The 20,023-nt window shown below is 53.7% G+C and carries 19 protein-coding genes; 12 read left to right on the top strand and 7 right to left on the bottom strand.

From position 1 onward, the window contains the following. The first annotated feature begins 1 nt into the window (after position 1). Positions 2-1,093, top strand: coding sequence for a sn-glycerol-3-phosphate import ATP-binding protein UgpC (locus P8S54_RS12670; protein ID WP_281442013.1), 1,092 nt, complete (start codon positions 2-4; stop codon positions 1,091-1,093). A 311-nt stretch (positions 1,094-1,404) separates the two neighbouring features. Here P8S54_RS12670 and P8S54_RS12665 read toward each other — a convergent pair whose 3' ends face one another. Continuing rightward, positions 1,405-2,070, bottom strand: a complete 666-nt coding sequence (locus P8S54_RS12665) for an SDR family oxidoreductase (protein WP_281442012.1) — start codon at positions 2,068-2,070, stop codon at positions 1,405-1,407. 223 nt (positions 2,071-2,293) lie between these two features. Here P8S54_RS12665 and P8S54_RS12660 point away from each other — a divergent pair, with 223 nt between their 5' ends. The 10 genes from P8S54_RS12660 (at position 2,294) to P8S54_RS12615 (ending at position 11,494) form a co-directional block, all read left to right on the top strand. Beyond that, positions 2,294-3,457 carry a glycosyltransferase family 1 protein gene (locus P8S54_RS12660; protein WP_281442011.1) on the top strand — a complete coding sequence of 388 codons (1,164 nt, stop codon included), beginning with the start codon at positions 2,294-2,296 and terminating at the stop codon, positions 3,455-3,457. Then, positions 3,420-3,959 carry a phosphatase PAP2 family protein gene (locus P8S54_RS12655; protein ID WP_281442010.1) on the top strand — a complete coding sequence of 180 codons (540 nt, stop codon included), beginning with the start codon at positions 3,420-3,422 and terminating at the stop codon, positions 3,957-3,959. Before P8S54_RS12660 ends, P8S54_RS12655 begins: the two co-directional genes overlap by 38 nt. Before the next feature lie 127 nt (positions 3,960-4,086). Beyond that, positions 4,087-5,535 carry a sodium/glutamate symporter gene (locus P8S54_RS12650; RefSeq protein WP_281442009.1) on the top strand — a complete coding sequence of 483 codons (1,449 nt, stop codon included), beginning with the start codon at positions 4,087-4,089 and terminating at the stop codon, positions 5,533-5,535. 919 nt (positions 5,536-6,454) lie between these two features. After that, the gene (locus tag P8S54_RS12645) at positions 6,455-6,589 is read left to right on the top strand and encodes an entericidin A/B family lipoprotein (protein WP_281442008.1); all 135 of its coding nucleotides are present in this window, start codon (positions 6,455-6,457) and stop codon (positions 6,587-6,589) included. Positions 6,590-6,594: 5 nt separating this feature from the next. After that, positions 6,595-7,122 (top strand): YqiA/YcfP family alpha/beta fold hydrolase, encoded by a 528-nt coding sequence (locus P8S54_RS12640; RefSeq protein WP_281442007.1) that lies wholly within the window; start codon positions 6,595-6,597, stop codon positions 7,120-7,122. An 88-nt stretch (positions 7,123-7,210) separates the two neighbouring features. Then, complete coding sequence (locus tag P8S54_RS12635) at positions 7,211-7,387, top strand: DUF6435 family protein (protein ID WP_281442006.1); 177 nt, start codon at positions 7,211-7,213, stop codon at positions 7,385-7,387. A gap of 11 nt (positions 7,388-7,398) precedes the next feature. Continuing rightward, a complete protein-coding gene (locus tag P8S54_RS12630; protein WP_281442005.1) occupies positions 7,399-8,283 on the top strand; it encodes a ChaN family lipoprotein in 885 nt (294 codons plus the stop codon). Between the two features lie 158 nt (positions 8,284-8,441). Beyond that, entirely contained in the window at positions 8,442-8,909 is a 468-nt protein-coding gene (locus tag P8S54_RS12625; RefSeq protein WP_281442004.1) for a hypothetical protein, read from the top strand. A 1-nt stretch (position 8,910) separates the two neighbouring features. Then, on the top strand, positions 8,911-10,425 hold the full coding sequence (locus P8S54_RS12620; RefSeq protein WP_281442003.1) for a tripartite tricarboxylate transporter permease: 1,515 nt from the start codon (positions 8,911-8,913) through the stop codon (positions 10,423-10,425). Between the two features lie 100 nt (positions 10,426-10,525). Then, on the top strand, positions 10,526-11,494 hold the full coding sequence (locus P8S54_RS12615) for a tripartite tricarboxylate transporter substrate binding protein (RefSeq protein ID WP_281442002.1): 969 nt from the start codon (positions 10,526-10,528) through the stop codon (positions 11,492-11,494). A gap of 57 nt (positions 11,495-11,551) precedes the next feature. On the opposite strand, the gene P8S54_RS12610 is transcribed toward P8S54_RS12615, so the two are convergent. From P8S54_RS12610 to glnA, 5 genes are all read right to left on the bottom strand, one after another. Further along, positions 11,552-12,721 (bottom strand): GGDEF domain-containing protein, encoded by a 1,170-nt coding sequence (locus P8S54_RS12610; RefSeq protein ID WP_281442001.1) that lies wholly within the window; start codon positions 12,719-12,721, stop codon positions 11,552-11,554. 129 nt (positions 12,722-12,850) lie between these two features. Next, on the bottom strand, positions 12,851-14,284 hold the full coding sequence (glnG, locus tag P8S54_RS12605) for a nitrogen regulation protein NR(I) (RefSeq protein WP_281442000.1): 1,434 nt from the start codon (positions 14,282-14,284) through the stop codon (positions 12,851-12,853). Further along, positions 14,281-15,339 carry a nitrogen regulation protein NR(II) gene (gene glnL, locus P8S54_RS12600; RefSeq protein WP_281441999.1) on the bottom strand — a complete coding sequence of 353 codons (1,059 nt, stop codon included), beginning with the start codon at positions 15,337-15,339 and terminating at the stop codon, positions 14,281-14,283. Before glnL ends, glnG begins: the two co-directional genes overlap by 4 nt. Before the next feature lie 249 nt (positions 15,340-15,588). Further along, positions 15,589-16,125: a DUF4124 domain-containing protein gene (locus P8S54_RS12595; RefSeq protein WP_281441998.1), complete on the bottom strand. Its 537-nt coding sequence runs from the start codon at positions 16,123-16,125 to the stop codon at positions 15,589-15,591. Between the two features lie 185 nt (positions 16,126-16,310). Continuing rightward, a complete protein-coding gene (gene glnA / locus P8S54_RS12590; protein WP_281441997.1) occupies positions 16,311-17,717 on the bottom strand; it encodes a glutamate--ammonia ligase in 1,407 nt (468 codons plus the stop codon). A gap of 556 nt (positions 17,718-18,273) precedes the next feature. Between glnA and P8S54_RS12585 the strand changes: the two genes are divergently transcribed. Beyond that, positions 18,274-18,894, top strand: coding sequence for a hypothetical protein (locus tag P8S54_RS12585; RefSeq protein WP_281441996.1), 621 nt, complete (start codon positions 18,274-18,276; stop codon positions 18,892-18,894). Positions 18,895-18,903: 9 nt separating this feature from the next. Here P8S54_RS12585 and P8S54_RS12580 read toward each other — a convergent pair whose 3' ends face one another. After that, entirely contained in the window at positions 18,904-19,941 is a 1,038-nt protein-coding gene (locus P8S54_RS12580; protein ID WP_281441995.1) for an acyltransferase family protein, read from the bottom strand. Positions 19,942-20,023: the final 82 nt, after the last annotated feature.

The following is a 20,023-nucleotide window of genomic DNA, read 5'->3' as shown; positions in this document are numbered from 1 at the left end:
GATGGCCAGTATTACCTTGGAAAGGCTAAAGAAAACCTACACAGGCAATGTCGATGCGGTAAAAGGCATCGACTTGCACATTAAAGACGGCGAGTTTGTGGTGCTGGTAGGGCCTTCAGGCTGCGGAAAATCCACGCTACTACGCATGGTGGCGGGCCTTGAAACCATCACCGATGGCACGCTCAAAATCGGTGATCGTGTGGTCAATAAGCTCGAACCCGCCGAACGCGATATTGCCATGGTGTTCCAAAACTACGCGCTCTACCCGCACATGACCGTGTACAACAATCTTGCCTACGGCCTTAAGAACCGTGGCTTTAAAAAAGATGAGATTGAAAAGCGCGTACGCACTGCTGCCAAAATGCTTGAAATTGAAGACTTTTTAGAACGCAAACCGCGCAAGCTTTCTGGCGGACAGCGCCAGCGGGTGGCTATGGGGCGCGCGCTAGTGCGCGAGCCAGCAGCCTTTTTGTTTGATGAGCCGCTTTCCAACCTAGACGCCAAACTACGGGTACAGATGCGCGTAGAGATCAAGCAGCTTCAGCGGCGCCTGAAAACCACCAGCCTGTACGTGACCCACGACCAGCTGGAAGCCATGACCCTAGGCGACCGCTTGGTAGTGCTGAACGCTGGGCAAATTGAGCAAGTAGGCACGCCCATGGAGATTTACGCCCGTCCGGCGACGATGTTTGTGGCTGGGTTTATTGGCTCCCCCGCCATGAACATGCTGCCCATTGAATACTTAAACGCACGGGGCTCCCAGGGGCTACTAGACAACTTGGCAGAAGGTACAGATATCGTCGGTATTCGCCCGGATGACATGCATTTAGTACCACCAGCAAGCCCCCACTTAACTGTCGATTCGACGCTGGCGCTATTTGAGGCCGCCGGTGCTGAAAGCCACCTGTATGTAACCCTCGCCGACAGTGACCAACCCACGGTCATTCGCGTGTCAGGCCAGCCGCCGGTCGCCGAAGGTGAAACACTGCGCTTTTACGTTACCCTAGACGCACTGCACCCCTTTAACAGCACCACGGGGCAGCGCACTGACGTGTTAGAAGAGACTGTCCTAAACACAGCTCTGAAAACATAGACGCAGAGGCACAACCCTAGAGACAAGCCCTGGAGACACCAAGCCCCCGGCGGGTAGCGCTTGCCGCCCGCCGCACCGTGAGCATTTATTAACACTCCCCTCCCCTCTGCGGCACTACGTTCATACGGGTGTCATAGTTCATCGTTAGCGTGCCATAAAGGCTAAACGAAACGGTGACCACAATGGCGAACCAACCGCGCGCACCGCTAAGTGACGAAGAAATCGCATACTTAATTCAACTGGCTAATGGCAACGCTATTGCGAGGCAGCGCAGGCGTGAAAAAAAGCGGTCGCGATCATTGCGCCCGCCATCACCAGGGGAGTGACTCACCATTGCTATGCCAAAACCCGCCACTGTTCTCTAGTGTTAGCGCTTCAATACGCGCAGCGATGCCTAATGCCGCCTCTTCGGGGCTGATCAACCCACCAAAATTCACCATGCGTGTTTGCACGTAGCCGGGATGTAGCTGCGCCACCGCAATGCCTTGAGGCTTCAAGTCCATCGCCAGTGATTTACCAAACGCATTGAGCGCCGCTTTAGAGGCACGATAGCCATAGCGTCCACCGGAATCGTTATCCGCTATTGAACCCATCCGGCTAGTGATATTGGCAATTTTGCTGCCCTTTTTAAGGGTAGGCAGAAGCGCTTCGACGACACGCAGCGGTGCATAGGCGTTGATCTCCATCTGCTCACGGATACTGTCGAAATCAACGCTGCCCAGGGCCTCATCGCGAAGCAGCCCCGCGTTGTTAATTAGCAGATCGACCGTTTGGCCATTAAGCGCCTCGGCTAACCGGGCAACATCGTGGGGATGAGTGACATCAATTCCATCGAACACGTGATCCGCAACGCGAACCAGCTCTTCTGACGACTGACGGCAAACGCCTAGCACGCGCCACCCAGCGTCAACGTAGTACTCAGCAAGCGCTAAGCCTACACCCCGGTTAGCGCCGGTAATAACAACGGTTGATTTCATTTTGGCTCCCTGGTGCTTTTCTTGATGACGACGACGAAGATAGAACATCTATACACGTCCAGTGTAACTGGCTCTCGACAGGCGTTTTGTAAAGCCTGCCCTATCTATGGAGTAGCCTACGCAAACTAGCGCAAGCCTGTCATCAGTTCTTCATCCTGCTGTCTTACCAGTGTCACCCGCACGGCCCACCATGGCGTTAAATGTGATGAGGGATGAATCGCACATGCGGCTTTGTATCGTCAGCGAAACATGGTCACCCGATGTCAACGGTGTGGCGCACACCTTGGGCAGGCTATGTCGCGAACTAAAGCGCCAGGGCGTGACAGTGGATGTGATACGCCCGAAACCCAGCATTGCCGGTAAAGCATCAAAGGTGACAAGCGAGCTTCAGGTGCAGCGGCTAGCGCTACCTGGCTATGCCGAGGTGCAAGTGGGGCTTTGCACACCCGCTAAAATACGGCGTTTTTGGCACAAGCAGCGGCCTGATGCGGTGTATTTAGCTACCCAAGGCCCTCTCGGCTGGGCGGCTCGCCAAGCGGCACGGCGGTTGAAAATTGCGCTGGTAGCGGGTTGGCATACCAACTTTGACCACTACTGCTACGACTATGGCGTGCCCTGGCTATCAGCGGTTACTCGCCGCTACTTGGGCTACTTCCATAACGGGTGTGCGCTCACGCTGGTGCCTACTCACCAACAAGCAAAGGCGCTACAGCAGCAGGGCATTCATGATGTGAATGTGCTGTCTCGCGGCATCGACGGCGAACACTTTTCACCCGCACACCGTGACTCCCGGCTGCGTCGCCAATGGGGCGTTACCGACCATCAACCTGTTGCTCTTTATGTAGGGCGCTTAGCGCCGGAAAAAAATTTAGCGCTACTTCAAGAAACGCTGCACGCCATGCGCAATGTTTGCCCTGATATGGCACAGGTGATTGTTGGCGACGGCCCGGGCCGTGCCCAGTTGCAAAAGGCACTGCCCGAGGCTCACTTTACTGGGTTTGTCGATAAATCGACCTTGGCACGCCACTATGCCAGCGCCGACATGTTTGTGTTTCCTTCGCTTTCGGAAACCTGGGGCAACGTAGTGAGCGAAGCCATGGCAAGTGGGTTGGCGGTGGTGGCCTACCAGCATGCCGCCAGCGCCGAGCTGATTCAAAGCGGCCATAACGGCATTACCGTTACCCCAGACGACACCGCTGCCTTTTCACAGGCAGCCATTGAGCTATGCCAACACCCTGCCGACTACGCACGCCTTGGCCGTGTTGCCAGGCTACGGGTGTTAGAACAGAGCTGGTCAGGCATTGCTGAGCAGTTCACGCGTTACCTTCACCAAGCCCAGGAGAACCACCATGCGTCCACGTCCGCTTGCCGTATTCGACCGTCTTGACCTGTGGGAGTGGCGGTTTTGTCAGCGCATCACGCTACTAAGCCTCTACCGCCCTTGGCGCCTTACGCTGCAAGCGGCTAGCAGGTTAGGCGACTGGCCGGTATGGGTAGCACTAATTGCCGCTCAGCCCTGGCTACAGCCTCAGCATGGTTGGCGTTTGGCGCAGTACGCCACTACTGCCTGTCTGGCAATTGTTGCTTACCGGTTGCTTAAAACTCGCCTTTGTCGCGAACGTCCGTTTATTACCTACCGCAACGGCGTGCACTGCGGCGAACCTGCCCGTGACCGCTACAGCTTCCCTAGTGGTCATACCATGCATGCAGTTATGTTTTGCGTATTAGTCGCCGCACATACCCCGTGGTTACTACCAATTGTCCTGCCGCTTTCACTGCTGATCGCCGTGTCACGGGTGGGCCTGGGGTTGCACTACACCAGCGACGTGATAGCAGGGGCCGCCATCGGGTATGGGTTCGCGCTTCTTAGTCTTTATGTCATGGGCTAACGCGCTTGATATAGCGTCGGTTTAATAGCGCTTTAAACCATTTCGCACTACGTTTACATCATTCCTGTCTATTTTTAGGCTTAGCCGAATCGCCTTCGGCGCCAGCTATTCATCAAGGAGTGATGAAATGACTTTATCAGTGGGTGAGCTGTTTGTTGCGCTGGTGATTATTGCCCTGGTTTTGCTGGTAAGTAACGCACTACGCCTTTGGCTACCTTGGCTGCGGCGACTTTTCTTGCCAAGCTCAGTGATTGGTGGGTTACTTCTGCTGCTTCTTGGCCCTGACGTTATTGGTCGGTTTATGCCGACTCTATTTACAGACAGCCCTGGGCTATTCCCCGCCTATGTCCAAGAAAGCTGGTCGGCCCTGCCGGGCCTGCTGATTAACGTCGTATTTGCCGCACTTTTTATAGGCACCGCCATTCCTGGTTTACGCGCCATTTGGCTACGCGCTGGGCCGCAGGTAGTCGTGGGACAAACCATGGCCTGGGGCCAGTACGTGGTAGGGCTAAGCCTCGCGCTTTTAGTGTTAGTACCCATTTTTAATATGAACCCAATGGTAGGCGCACTTATCGAAATTGGCTTTGAAGGTGGCCACGGTACCGCCGCGGGCATGGCCGACACCTTTTCAGAACTAGGCTTTGAAGAGGGGGCTGACTTGGCATTAGGGCTTGCCACTATAGGCATTGTTTCAGGAATCCTGATCGGCACCGTGCTGATCAATATTGCTGCCCGCAGAGGAGTGGTAAAGCTTGAAGGCGAGCAAGAAGACCCTGACGAGCTGATGCGTCATGATGATCGCCCCTCAACCGAAGAGTTTAGCGAGTTTAAGAAAGACCTGATGCAAGAAGCAGGCACTACCGACCCACTCAGTCTTCATATCGGCTTAGTGGGCATTGCGATTGTCATTGGCTGGCTGCTGCTCACCGCCCTTCAGTGGATAGAACAAATGACGTGGGCGCGCAATGACGGGCTGGAAATATTAGCCCACGTGCCGCTATTCCCGATTGCCATGATTGGTGGCGTGATTGTTCAACTGTTTATTATGCGCTTCAACTTGGAGCGGCATGTATCCACACGAACCATGTCGCGCATCGCAGGTACCGCACTCGACTTTACCATTGTTGCCGCTCTGGCCACTCTGTCGCTTACAACGCTAGGTGACTACTTTATGCCTTTCTTACTGCTTGCCCTGGCAGGTATCGGCTGGTCCCTATTCGTACTGATCGTCATTGCCCCACGGGTGATACCCGAAAATTGGTTTGAGCGCGGCATAGGTGATTTTGGCCAATCCATGGGGGTCACCGTTACCGGCTTGCTGCTGATGAAAATGGCCGATCCCAAAAATAAATCTGGCGCACTTGAAAGCTTTGGCTACAAGCAGCTGATGTTCGAACCCGTCGTGGGGGGCGGACTATTTACAGCCGCCGCGCTACCCCTCATCGCCCAGTTTGGGGCGCTTTCAGTACTTATATTTACCGGCATTTTAACCCTCAGCTGGTTAGCCTTTGGGTTGCTCTATTTTGGGCGCATGGTGCCTGAGCGAGGGAAAGGCCGGTGGCATAAAAGCAAATAAAAATGGTTACTTAAAACACCAACGCCCGCAGCTGCGGGCGTTGGTGTAATGATGTGGCGGGCTCATCTCTCAGGAGGCATATCGTCAATATCGTCGACAGTCGCCAAAAAAGATGTTTTAAACATCATGTAAAGCCCAAGCCCTGAGAACACAAGAAACAGCACGAACATGCATAACATCAGTACCATGGCCATAACGCTCGTCCCTGAAGGTGTGCGGCTGCTGCGTTGACGTTTTATAACCGCTAAAAGTTGCGTGTCCCGCAAGAATAGACCAAAAAGCCTTGTTCATCTGTACAAAAGCCGAGCGTTACGCAAAGGTTTTAAGAAATCCTAGAAATATCAGCGCGTTATTAAATCACAAACATGCAAAAAAACCACCTCGGTTAAACGAGATGGTGATTTTGCACCGTTGCCGCTCCATGACCTTGATGACCAACGCTTCCCTGCGCAAGTAGTAACAAGCAAACTGAGCGTCCTTTTAAATCCTTTTCAACTGCTGGCCTCCGTGCCTTCCTGACTTACCTGTCAGCTTACTCGTACTATTTTTCTGTCATTGCCAATTACCATCCTTGCTAACGCTTCCGTTGCTGGCTGCAATAATCCTTTAACTATAATCCTTTAAATGACAGCGTTTCTTCAGGGTACACCTAGTAACTGCAGACAATAGGCCAACAAGCCAAGCCAAAGGATTAATATTATTAAAAACATAGATTTACTAAAAAATGATTTGCTGAAAAATCGACTGGATTGACTTAAAAAATCGTTTTCTAGTGTATAAAACTGACACATGAGACAAAAAGTCGCGGCAAACATCAGCATTCCCCCTTAAACCTGTGGCATCAGTCGCCAACTGGGCTTATTTTAATCAGTGAACCTCTTTGCCCGTGCTGGGCTCGTGTCCTTGTAAGGAATCTTCGATGAAGCGCACACTTTTACTTGGCGTGGTAGTACTGGCGACCCTACTTGTTATCAGCGGCTGCAATACCGTTCGCGGCGTGGGTCAAGATATCGAACAGGGCGGCGAAGCCCTCCAACGCTCAGCAGGTAGCTAACCATTATGATGACCGTCTACCTCTCCCACGGCTTAGAAAGTGGCCCTGGAGCGTTAAAAATACAGGCGCTCAACGGCATTGCTGAACAGCTGGAGGATTGTGAGCCGGTAGTCATGGACTATCGCGGAATGCCGGAACCGCAACAACGCTTGCAGCACCTGCGGGCCACCATGGCATCCCGGCGCGATACCCCCGCCCATTGTGTATTGGCTGGTTCAAGCATCGGTGGCTGGTTAAGCGCTGCCGTGAGTGCGCAGCAGCCCGTGCTCGGCTGTTTTTTGCTGGCACCCGCACTGGGCCTACTCGACTACCCTGAAACATCGCCGACTATTCAAGCAGCCGTCACGCATATTGTTCATGGGTGGCGGGACGATGTAGTACCGCCCGGGCCGGTTATCGAACGCGCCCGCGTGCAGCGGCTCTCTCTACGAATGGTCGATGACGACCACCGTTTGCACGATAGCCTGGACACTATTCTTGCTGATTTTGAGCGCTTTTTGGGCCAGTGCGCGGCACTCAACCGCGCTTGTTAAGCAGTCTTTACCTGAGGCATTTCAACAAATATTCGACATGCACCCTATAAATCTATACAAATGATATACACCCATTAGGAGAGTGCTCATGTTCGGACTATTTAAGCGCGACCCAAAAAAGAAGCTTCAGCAGGCTTATGAACGTAAACTACAGGCGGCGATGGAAGCATCTCGCAACGGTGACATGCGGGCTAACGCCACCTTAACAGAAGAGGCGGAAGCCCTTCTGGCAGAAATCAACCGTCTAAAAGCGGCTGAAAAGTAGGCATCAACCCTATGAATTTACGTCTGATAACCGCCTCACTGGCAGCTATTGGCTTAACGCCGCTCAGCGTGCACGCCAGTTGCCCCAGCCCAGGCGAATGGTGGCAAGCGAATCAAGCAGTGCCCAATAACGAACTTCTCGCTCAGGCTGCCCAGCAACAGGTAGTGCTACTAGGCGAGCGGCATGACGCCATTGACCATCACCGCTGGCAGCTAAGCACGCTGGCGGGGCTGCACGCATTGCGTAATGATATGGTGATCGGTTTGGAGATGCTGCCACGTCACGCGCAGCCAGTACTAGACGACTGGGTGGCAGGTGAGCTGAATGAAAATGAACTGCTAGAGCAGACCCAGTGGCAAGAGACATGGGGCTTTGATCCTGCACTTTACCTACCCATTTTTCACTTTGCGCGATTACAGCAGATTCCGCTCATTGCCTTAAACATTACTCCGGCGTTGCGCCAGCGCTTGTCTGCAGAGGGATTTGAAAACGTTCCCGCTGACCAGCGCCACCACATTCCCGCCCCGCAAGACGCGCCTGCCGCCTACCAACAAAGGCTGCAAGCGGCATTTGAGCAGCATGCCATGGACATGGACGACCCTGACCGGCTAACGCGCTTCATTAACGCCCAGCTCAGTTGGGACGTCGCCATGGCCCACGGGTTAGCCGACGAAGCTCGTCAGGGATATTTGGCCGTAGGTTTAATGGGCCTGGGCCATGTTATCTATAACGAAGGTGTTGCCCACCAGCTTAACGGGATGGGCGTAGAGCACGCCTTGAGCCTGTTACCCTGGGAGCGTAACGAGTGCCAAATACCCGACCCTTCATTAGCAGATGCTGTGTTTGTGCTTGAAGCGGATGCTCACACTCACTCTGCACCTACTAATCACAACTAGTATCCCAGCTGTTTTTTCTCACAGACCGCATTAACGGCGTCGCATTTACTTAAAAAAGCGTTGATTGTCGCGTTTAAATGTTTCATTGCGGCAAGTTGATTATTGCCTGCTCGACTCATAGGGTGGTGATACTCAACTCATTTCAATAAAAAATAACTATGACGACCGATATCGCAGAACGCCGTAAAAATCTGTGGTCAGGACTGGGGGTTACCCTCCTCTCCTGCTGGCTGCTGATTTGGATTATCCCTCGGTATGGTGGTTCAGGCATGGCCTTTGGCATGCACCCCCAACGCCTTGCCACGCTAGGTGCCTGGGTAATGCTGTTATGTGCCGCTGCGCTTGCGCTTGTTAGCCTGATACAGCTCAAAAAAAGCCGTGCGCCACTGTTTAAGCTCCCTCCCCTATCAAACGTTTGGCACCAATCTTGGCCTTTCTGTTATGTGCTTTTGTTTATCGGGCTAGCCACGTTTATCCCGCTTACCTGGTTAGCTCCTTTTATTGTAGGCACACTGGTCGCGCTGCTTGGTGAACGACGCTGGTACGTTATTCTTCTGGCAGCGGCCATTCCGACCGCAGCGCTCTATTTATTAACGGTTCATCTAATGCGCATAGGGGTGGTCTGATATGCCGGAACTTAGCGCAATTACGGGTGCATTTGGCGATGCATTAACCCTGCACTCCATTAGCGTCATCCTTGGCGGTGTACTATTAGGTTATTTAGTCGGGGTCATTCCTGGCTTAAACCGCTCCGTTGCCATCGCGATCGCTATTCCCCTCACGTTCTATATGTCCGCTTATGCGGCTATCGCCTTTCTTATCGGCCTTTCCAAAGGCACGGCAGCAGGCAGCGCCGTTTCAGCTATTTTGCTTAACACCCCTGGCGAGCCATCCTCAGCGGCTACCTGCCTGGACGGCTACCCAATGGCCAAAAATGGCCAGCCCCGCAAAGCACTCAAGGTTGGGCTGCTAGCCTCGGTCATTGGCGACTTACTCTCGACCTTACTGCTGATCGCCGTGGTGATCCCTTTTGCCTCTGTGGCGCTCAAATTTGGCCCCTATGAGTTAGCGGCTATCCTAATTTTTGCGTTGGTGTTCATTGCTGGCATGGCAGGCGGCTCGTTCCTAAAAGGCATGGCGGCTGGTGGAATGGGCGTTATTTTGGGAACGGTGGGCCTCGACCCTGAAACGGGGGCGATGCGCTTAACCTTTGGCTTCGCTGAGTTGATGGAAGGCGTCCCTATACTTCCTCTGGTGATTGGCACCTTAGCGCTCTCGGAAATGTTTGTGCAGTTAGACGAGTACCGGCGTACTAAAGGGGGCAGCTCGGTGCGTCTTGGCCATAACCCTGATGACGACCTCTCTTACGGTGAATTTAAAAAGACGCTACCTACTATTTTTAAAAGCACCGGCGTAGGGGCCTTTGTAGGTGCGTTGCCCGGCCTTGGGCCATCAGTGGGTTCCTTTATGGCCTATGGGCTTGCTAAACGGGGCTCAAAAGACCCCCACAGCTTTGGCAAAGGCAACCCAAATGGCATTGCCGCCGCGGAAGCAGCCGATAACGCGGTTATCCCCGCCAGCTATATTCCACTCTTCGGTTTAGGCATTCCTGGCAGCGTTTCTGCCGCCCTGCTGGTAGGCGCCTTTATGATTCACGGCATTCAGGTGGGGCCGCTTATGCTGCGCGACCATCCACAAATGCTGTTTACTATTTTTGCGGGCATGGTAGTGGCAAGCCTACTTATGCTCGCCGTGGGCTGGTATGGCCTACGCATCTTTGCCAAAGTCACTAATGTGCCACAAAACATCGTCATTCCGGTGGTTATATTCCTGTGCCTAGCGGGCATACAGGTGCAGGGGTACGGCACCTTTGGCTTATTAACCGTGTTCGGTTTTGCCATCTTTGGTTATTTCTTGAAGAAGCACGATTACTCCTTCGTGACGTTCTTGGTCGCTTTCATTGTGACCCCTATGCTGGAGATGAATCTGCGCCAATCAGTAATTCTATCCGGCGGTGACATCAGCATTTTGCTGCAGCGGCCTATTGCACTGCTCTTCGTGGTCGCCACGGTACTGATGGTGCTGCACCTCGCTTGGAGCAGCTACCGCTCTTACCGACAGCGCCGCTCGGTCTCTCTATAGCCCTGCGGTGCTCAAACTAACCAACACCTGAAAACTATTTTTATAACGCGACATATAAAAATCAAAAACTATTCCTATAAACGATTGAGGAAATGGCACCATGAAAAAAACACTTCTTAGTACAGCGATTCTTTCTGCGGCACTGGCTGTCGGCATGAGCACCGTTCAAGCAAGCGACTTCCCTAACAAGCCGCTTACGTTAGTGGTTGGTTTTGGCGCGGGTGGCAGCACCGATATTCAGGCACGTGTACTTGCCAACGTACTGGAAGATGAGCTGGGGCAGCCCGTTAACGTGGTCAACCAACCCGGCGCGGGTGGCGGTATTGCGCTAACACGCTTAGCCAATAACCGCGATGAAGGCTATACCTTCGCTTTTGGCACCTCGATGACCATTACTTACGGCCCGCTAGCAACTGAAACCGCCTATCAGCTGGACGATTTCCGCTACGTTGCAGGCGTTACGTTAGGGCAGTCGGCCATTGTAACCGGTGAAGACCGCCCCTTCGGCGACAGCTGGGAATCCCTGGTTGAGTACGCGCGGGAAAACCCGGGCACTAGCTACGCCACGCAAACCGCCCTTGATCGCATGATCATTGAGTACATCTCTCAGAAAGAAGGCCTCGACCTTCGCATCGTGCCGACAGCAGGGGGTGCCGGCATGGCGCCACTGATTCTTTCCGGCGATGTGGATTTTGCCTACAGTGGCGGCACCCACTCAGGCTATGCCGAGTCTGGCGAAATGCCCGTACTGCTTAGCCTAGCGGAAGAGCGTTTAGTGGCGTTCCCCGATGCCCCAAGCATGCAGGAAGCCGGCTATGACATTAACCCGGCGGAAATCCGTGTGGTAATGGTGCCCAAAAACACGCCTGACGCCCACGTTGAACGCTTGGCCGAAGCACTGGAAGCCGCTACCCAGGATGAGCGCTTCATTGAAATCACCGAAGAGCGCATCTTAATGCCGGTGGTTTATCTCTCAGAAGATGAGGTTACCCAAACACTCACTGAGCAGACCGAAAGCTACAAAGCGCTGATTGAAGAACTAGGCGGCGTACCCGGCGCCGACGAATAAGCAACACCTAAGCCACACTAAAGCGCCCGCTGCTAAGCATAAGCAGCGGGCGCTTTTTTATAGATCACTCGCGACCACGCAGTTACGCCCCTTGGCTTTAGCGCAATAAAGGTGCGCATCTGCTCGTTTGAGAACTTCCTCGCTGGTTTCCAGGGCCTGGGGGCAGGCCACGCCTATGCTGGCCGTTACAGGCACCGGGTGGCCGTCATGATCAAACAGCGTTGCAGTTTCAACCGCCTCACGAATGCGCTCAGCAATGAGGGAAGCGTTGGTGATATCTGCCCCCATCAACACCACCACAAATTCTTCGCCACCAAAGCGAGCCACCATATCGCCAGTACGCACTTGCAACGCTATTACCCGGGCAAATTCGCGCAGTACCTTATCGCCCACGGAGTGACCGTGCGTGTCATTGACCTGCTTAAAGTGGTCGATATCCATCATTAGCAACCCATAAGGAAGCACTTTGCCAGTACGTGCGGCTTCGCGCTCAAGCTCGGCAAAGCGACGCTCCAAGGCGCCGCGGTTAAGCAGCCCTGTCAGTGCATCATGGGTCGCTTGCCGATAAAGCCTTAACAGCAGGCTAAGCTGAAAATGGTTGGCCGTCAGCGCCACCACCAGCAGCGCCGCTAATAGCCACTGCTCTTCAAATCCGACTGGCGTTAGCCAGGTACCGGCCACCTGCTGGGAAAAGGTGAGCAACCCTTGAAGCAGCAGCCCCGCGAGGAGCGACTCTATCAAGGTGAAGGGGAAGATACTTAGAGACGCGACTAACAAGAAAGGAATAAAGCTGTAGCCGATCAAGGCCTGACTATCACCCGGCGGCACTAGGCTTAACACCAAGGCGTAAAACAGCGCTGGCAAAGCAATCAGCGCTCCTGTGCTAAACCGTATCCGCTGAATCTGCTCTTCACTGCGCCAGGCCCACCATACCACCAGCGCGAACCCCACCATCATTACCACACGCCCCGCCAGGGTAAAACGGTGCAGTGGTTCGGGCAGCATCATCGCATCAATCAATAGCCATAACGGTGAGAGCAGTAAAAAAATAAAGCCCATGGCCACGACCCGGCTGCGTAGGTAATGGCCATAGGCATAGATAAAATCACGGCTGTGGTGACGAGCCGTCAGCGTGTCGCGCAGCGCACTCAGGGTATTCGACACCCAAGCGGCGTTGGCCAATGCGGTGGAGCTGACGCGGCGACGGCGTTCTAAACGCGAGGGCATAACGGTAAGCACTCTGGTGTATACACGCTAAAGCGTACATAAAGGTTATTGTCAGGTTAACTTTACCAACCTTATTAGTAACGCGCGTGACATACGTCATTCTCTGGTGCTTAAACGCTTAATGCGGTGTTATCCCCCCTCATCGGCTAGCGCGGGCAGTAGCGTTTTTAATTTACGGGTCAGCGTATTGCGCCCCCAGCCCAGCAGTTCGGCAGCCTCTCCTTTGCGGCCTCCGGTATGCTTCAGCGCTGTCTCTATTAAGATGCGCTCAAAATCCGGCACGGCTTCTTCCAGCAAATGGGTATGCCCTTCTGCCAAGGCGCGGTCGGCCCACTCTCTGAAAGCCGAGCGCCAATCGCCGTGGGCGCTGTTTTCTGTCGTACTTAACGTACGCAGCTCCGGCGGCAGGTCTTCAATGAGGATCTCACGGCCCGAAGCCATGACCGTTAGCCAGCGGCAAATATTTTCCAACTGGCGTACGTTGCCAGGCCAAGGCAAACGGGTAAGGTGAGCCTCTGCTTCTGCGGTGAGCACTTTGATATCCGTTGCCAGCTCTTTCGCCGCCTCGGCCAAGAAATGGCGCGTGAGGCGGGGAATATCTTCCCGACGCTCTGCTAGGCACGGCAGATGCACACGGATCACATTTAAACGGTGGAACAAGTCCTCCCGAAAGCGCCCATCCTCGACCAGCGACTCCAGGTTTTGGTGAGTGGCCGCAATAATGCGCACATCAACTTTTACCGGCGTATGCCCACCCACGCGGTAAAACTCACCGTCGGCCAGCACTCGCAGCAGCCGTGTTTGCGTTTCGGCGGGCATATCGCCGATTTCATCTAAAAACAGCGTACCGCCGTTGGCCTGCTCAAAGCGCCCCTGACGCTGCTGGGAAGCGCCTGTGAAAGCGCCTTTTTCATGGCCAAACAGCTCAGACTCAATTAAGTCACGGGGAATTGCCGCCATGTTAAGCGCGATAAACGGCTTACCCGCCCGGGGGCTGTGCTGGTGGAGTGCCTGGGCAACGCGCTCCTTACCCGTGCCCGACTCCCCATTAATTAATACCGTAATATGCGAGTGCGAAAGGCGGCCGATGGCACGAAACACTTCCTGCATCGCAGGCGCTTCGCCAATAATTTCAGCGCTTAAGCCTTCTGGAACCGTTACCGGGCGCTGGCGTTCCCGGGCATGGGCAACAGCTCTACGCACTAGGGCAAGCGCCTCATCCACATCAAACGGCTTAGGCAGGTATTCAAATGCCCCCCCTTGATAGGAGGCCACCGCGCTATCTAGATCGGAATGAGCAGTCATCACGATAACGGGCAAATCGGGGTGGGCATCGCGCACCCGCGACATCAGGTCAAGCCCATCAATACCCGGCATACGAATATCGGTCACCAGCACATCGGGCGGGTTCTCTAATAGCCGGGCTAAGGCGGTGTCGGCCCGCTCAATACACTCGACTTGCAGGTCTGGCTGCGCCAGCGCGCGCTCGAGCACCCAACGGATGGCGCGGTCATCGTCGACAATGACCACCCGTGCAACATCGGTACGTGTCGCCTCAGTCATGACGCTTCTCCGGTGAAATTAATAACCAATGGAATCAGTAAACGAAATTCGGTGTGGCCGGGTCGTGAATCGCATTCGATCAATCCTTGATGTTGGTGCAAAATTGACTGAGCAATGGATAGCCCCAGGCCGCTGCCTTCAGCGCGCCCAGAAACCATGGGGTAGAAGAGCGTTTCGCGTAATGCATCAGGAATACCAGGGCCGTTATCAATCACGCCTACTTCGCTCACTAACCGGTGGCGCTCGGCCCCCAGGGTAAACTGGCGCTTGGCACGGGTACGCAGGATGAGTTCTGGCGCGGGGGTGCCTGCATCACTCATGGCCTGAACCGCGTTGCGGGCGACGTTAAGCACCGCCTGAATCATCTGCGACTCATCGCCAGAAAGGTCAGGCAGGCTAGGGTCATAGTCGCGGGTGACCGCTACGTGAGGGTGCTCAGCGATGAGCAGCGCCCGCACCCGCTCCAGCACTTTATGAATATTGACCGGCTCATGTTTCACGATGCGGTTGGGGCCAAGCATGGAGTCCACTAGGTCACGTAGGCGGTCCACCTCTTCGACGATGATATGGGTAAATTCACGCAGCGCTGGGTCGTCTAAATCTCGCTCCAGCAGCTGTGCTGCTCCACGAATCCCCCCCAGTGGGTTTTTAACTTCATGGGCCAAGCCGCGGGCTAAAATTTTGATGGTTTCCTGGCGGGTGGTTAACGCTTCTTCCCGGGAAATTTGCATCAGGCGGTCGCGGGGTTCTACTTCTAACAGCAGCTCATCTTCTGAAAGGGGGGTAACGGTGTAATCCACCGTGAGGGGTTCGCTATTTAGCGGCGTAATGCGCGCCTCACGCTGGGTAAAGGGGTGAAAGGCATCCCGGGCTTTGGCGAGCACGTCATCAATGCTATCGCCACTGCCCAGCAGGGTATCCAGACTTATATTCTGTACACGGCTTAGGCTAACGGCCAGTAATGCTTCAGCAGCAGGATTCATCCAGCGAACGCGTAGCTCGCCATCCAGCAACAGTACCGCCGTTGTGAGATGTTCTAACAAACGTTGATACATGGCATACCCTGACTAAGTGAGCTGACGTAATACGCTAAAACAGTGTGCTGAGAATCTTCTTTCGGGCATACGCATGATTCAGCATAAAAGGCGCGCTGCCGGTTGTGCAGGAAGAACTGCAAAAAGCACGCCAACTATCGGCAAGCGCCGAGTTGCACGGCTTGAGGGCATCGTTTCCCAACACGGCGAGACGTTCTAGCGCAATGTAGCGGTTTCTTGGCGATGTCAATGCACCACTATAGTGCAGAGCTACTCGTCAGCAACGGTAATGCTCACCGGATCAGTGCGGTGCTGCACCCGGCCGCTGCTATCGAGCAACTCAGCCTGAAGCCGGTGCTGGCCCTGGGAAAGGCCCGTCAACCAAAATGCATCGCTATTCAGCGCTGTCTGGCTAAGCTCACCGTTCACCAATAGCTGAACTTTGTGATCTTCCCGCAGCGGGGGTGACACGTGCAGCTCGACGGCGGTCATGCCATCGCGAATAGCTGCCCCACCCTGGGGCGCGCTAATCACAAAGCGGTCGTAAGGCATAAAGGGCTGCCCAGGGCTACCCTGGCGACGCGGCGCCGATGGGGCAGCGCGGGGAGACGTGGAAACGCTCGGCAGCGGTGCTAACGTCAGCGCTTCGCCGCCGCGCTCCGGGTTATCGGTAAAGGTGACCCTGCCCTGCTCATCCAGCACTCGGTAAACCGTTTGTGCTTGCGCAGCGCTTACCCACAGGCACAGCACGAGCAAAGTGCCTGTTAATAAACTCTTTTTTGCCTCAAAACGCCGCCCAAATGCCATCGCGCCCCTTCCTTTACATTGTTTGTGCCAATAAAAAACCCCGCCGAGGCGGGGTTTCAGTGCTTATTTCAGTACTGATATAAGTGCTGGTAACAGTACTTACTACCGTACTTGTTAGCGCATTTACTTCGCTACTGACAACCACCGCCGGGGTGATAGTAGCAGCTAGGTATTAATAACGCTGATTAGCAGCTGTAGTACATGTCGAACTCAATGGGGTGAGTCGTCATGCGGATACGCTCAACGTCTTCCATCTTCAGTTCGATGTAGGCGTCGATCATTTCGTCGGTGAACACGCCACCTTCGGTTAGGAACGCGCGGTCAACATCGAGTGCTTCCAGCGCTTGATCCAGGCTGTTTGCAACGGTCGGCACTGACTTGCCTTCTTCTGGCGGCAGGTCGTACAGGTTCTTATCCATCGCATCGCCAGGATGGATCTTGTTCTTGATACCGTCGATACCGGCCATCAGCATGGCGGCAAACGCCAAGTAGGGGTTGGCCGTCGGATCAGGAAAGCGCGTTTCGACACGCTTGCCTTTCGGGCTAGCCGTGTACGGAATACGGATAGAAGCAGAACGGTTGCGGGCACTGTAGGCCAGCATTACCGGCGCTTCAAAACCAGGTACCAAACGCTTGTAAGAGTTAGTCGACGCGTTAGTGAAGGCGTTCAGAGCGCGGGCGTGCTTGATGATGCCGCCAATGTAGTAAAGCGCCATTTCAGACAGGCCAGCGTACTCGTCACCGGCGAACTGGTTCTGACCATCTTTCCAGAAGGACTGGTGGATGTGCATACCTGAACCGTTATCGCCCACCAGGGGCTTCGGCATAAAGGTAGCCGTTTTGCCGTAAGCGTGAGCCACATTGTGGATCACGTACTTCATTTCCTGAACTTCGTCAGCCTTCTTCACCAGCGTGTTGAACTTAACGCCGATTTCGTTCTGACCCGCGTTGGCAACCTCGTGGTGATGAACTTCCACGGTCTGGCCAATCGCTTCCAGGGTGTTACACATAGCACCACGAATATCATGGAAGCTATCTACCGGGGGAACCGGGAAGTAACCGCCTTTTACGCGCGGACGGTGACCTAGGTTGCCGCCCTCAACAACGTTGTCGGTAGCCCAGGCGCCTTCGTCAGAGGTGATTTTGTACATAGAGCCCTGGATATCGGACTTCCAGTGCACTTCATCAAAAATAAAGAATTCAGGCTCAGGGCCAAAGAAAGCCGTATCGCCCAGGCCGGTAGACTGCAGGTAGGCTTCTGCACGCTTAGCAATAGAACGTGGGTCGCGGTCGTAGCCCTGCATAGTAGCCGGCTCGATAATGTCGCAACGCAGGATCAGGGTAGCGTCTTCGGTGAAGGGGTCCAGGAAACCAGTACCGTCTTCTGGGCGCAGAATCATGTCGGATTCATTGATGCCCTTCCAGCCGTTGATGGAAGAACCATCAAACATCTGGCCGTTTTCAAAAAACTCCTCGTTCACATCCCGAGCAGGAACAGTAACGTGCTGCTCTTTACCGCGGGTGTCGGTGAAACGCAGGTCTACCCACTTAACATCATGTTCTTCAATTAGCGCGAGAGTCTTGGCTGACATAGTGTCCTCCGGTATGAGCGTGGCTTAAAGCGTAAAACAGAAAGCTATCGATAAAAATGTTATTCGACAAAACATTCAACACGCTAAGGGCATGTGTCACGTTTGTCATTCTTCTTCGCTCAACGTTTGTCTGGCGGTAAAGAGCAAAACGTCCAGCGATATTCCAAACCGGCTATTGTTGTAGCACGCCACAGGGCTTCTGCCTACGACACGCTAGCCGCTAAACAACTGTTTCCAAAATATAAAGCACAGAGCATGCCAACTTTGCACCAATATGGCATTAAAAAATAGCAAGCCATTGTATTTATTAATTTAAAACTTCTCTCACTATGCCTCTTCATGTGGCATGACGCCTATAAGAGCAGCCCTGCCTTGCCATCAACCCAGAAAAACGCACCAAAAACACACAAGCAAACACCTATATGCATCAACTTGGTGCATAAAAAAACCCACAACCTTCATTTGTGTTAAGCAACTTTCACTTGCTACTTAAAGAAACCAAGAACTACAATAAATTACAAACTTTATAGGTTTCATAACATGGGAAGCCGCTTTCATGGGTACGGTCTGCTTTATTGTTGATGCGCTGGTAACGGGTGCCCGTTTACCACGCCACCTCCACTCCATTCGGCAGTCCGGCCATTCAGACCATCTAGTGCCCATTATTGTCACTCATACCCGTGCTGATAATCGCTTGGCGGACTTGGAGCAGCGCTACCAAGTGCACTGCATAATTACACCCTCCCGCCCACTGGGTGCACGCCTGAACCAAGCTGCTTATATCAGCCAAGCGGAGTGGCTGTTTATCGCGCTAAAGAAAAAAACCATCGCCCCAGAGCAGTGGGACGAGATTATTGCCCAGCTAGATACCTCTTCTCTCGACGCATTGATCATTGTAAGTGCACCGCCGCGCTTTTCTTCGCGCCTCCTGCAACGTTTTATAGGCTCTGCCATTACGGTGCCACCTTACATCGCGATTCGACGCGCCTGGTTAGAACGCTTAGGCGGGTTTGACCCCGAACTGGATGAGCCAGCGTTGGTAGACTTACTGCAGCGCCTTTATGCCTGCCCCACACGCCTAAAAACCATCAGTAGCAAGACTCTACGCTCACAGCACGGCTTATTTGTTAAAGACGATGCACGTTACCCACTCCACGCTTCACACCTAATCCCTTAATTCCCGCGTTTATACTTTTAAACGTTTGCCAAAAAGCATGGCGCCCCAGGTAGTCGTATTCGCCAATTTGTTGAGCGCTATAGAGCCGATAACCCCCACTACAATCAGCAGCACAGCGTATACAGGCAGGGGAAGCGCTGTGGGCCCGACAAAAAAATCTGTGATTGCAAAAAACATCGGGTGGGCAAGGTAGATACCAAACGAATACGCATTGATATAGCGTACCCAAGGCGGCGCTCGGCGCCCCTTTAAGTAGCGCATTGCCCACAGCGTGAACAACACAAAAAAAGGAATCACCCAGACCTCTTTGGATGAAAAGGCCAGCCATCCCGCAAAGGTGGCCATCACAATGCAAACCACTAGCCCCATCAGCCATCTTGGCCGAGCCAACACACGTATCCAAGCGGGTAACTGAACCGTTTCCATTTGAGACACTGCAGACGGCATTAAAAGGTAGTAGCGCACCAGCGCGAGCGCCAAAAAGAAGAGATACACCCAGCCCAACGGGGCAATCCAAAGCAAATAGCCAGGCGGCGCTACCTCAAGCCAATAAGCTAAACCCCAGTAAGCCATGCTTACGATGCAGCTACCCCATAGCCAGGGCATAGGGTCAAAGCGCCATAGCTGCCAGCGGGTAAATAGCCAGTAGGCCGTGTAAAACTGCATAGCAATAATCAAGAAGTACCCATGCCAACCTGCAAAAACAAAATACTCCGTTGCATTGCTAATAAAGCCAACCGGCTCATCGCTGTTTTGTAAACGCATCCATTCAGCCGTCGAATAAATGAATCCATATACCAAATAGGGCAGCATGACGTACTTAACCCGCTGCCCGAGGAACCCCGACGGCACTTGTTTGTTGTATCGAACGGCAAACACAAATATCGAAATAAACAAAAAAATAGGCGTGCCAAGCACCAGCGGAATACGCATCAGATCGGTAAATACATTATCAACACGCTGATTTATATGGTCGAGCCAGTGAAATAAGAAAACAGCGATACACCCATAAGCACGCAACCAGTAAATTTCCTCAACCTTCTGCATCCACCCTCCCAATGAGAAAACACCCTGCTAGGCTAAGATATGCGGCATAACCCTAACTAAGGCGTACGACGTTTGTAACGTA

The sequence above is a fragment of the Halomonas sp. M1 genome (assembly GCF_029581375.1).
In the GTDB taxonomy this organism is placed as follows: Bacteria; Pseudomonadota; Gammaproteobacteria; order Pseudomonadales; family Halomonadaceae; genus Vreelandella.
Note: the sequence above shows the minus strand (reverse complement) of the source record. Positions and strands in the feature narration are given on the sequence as shown.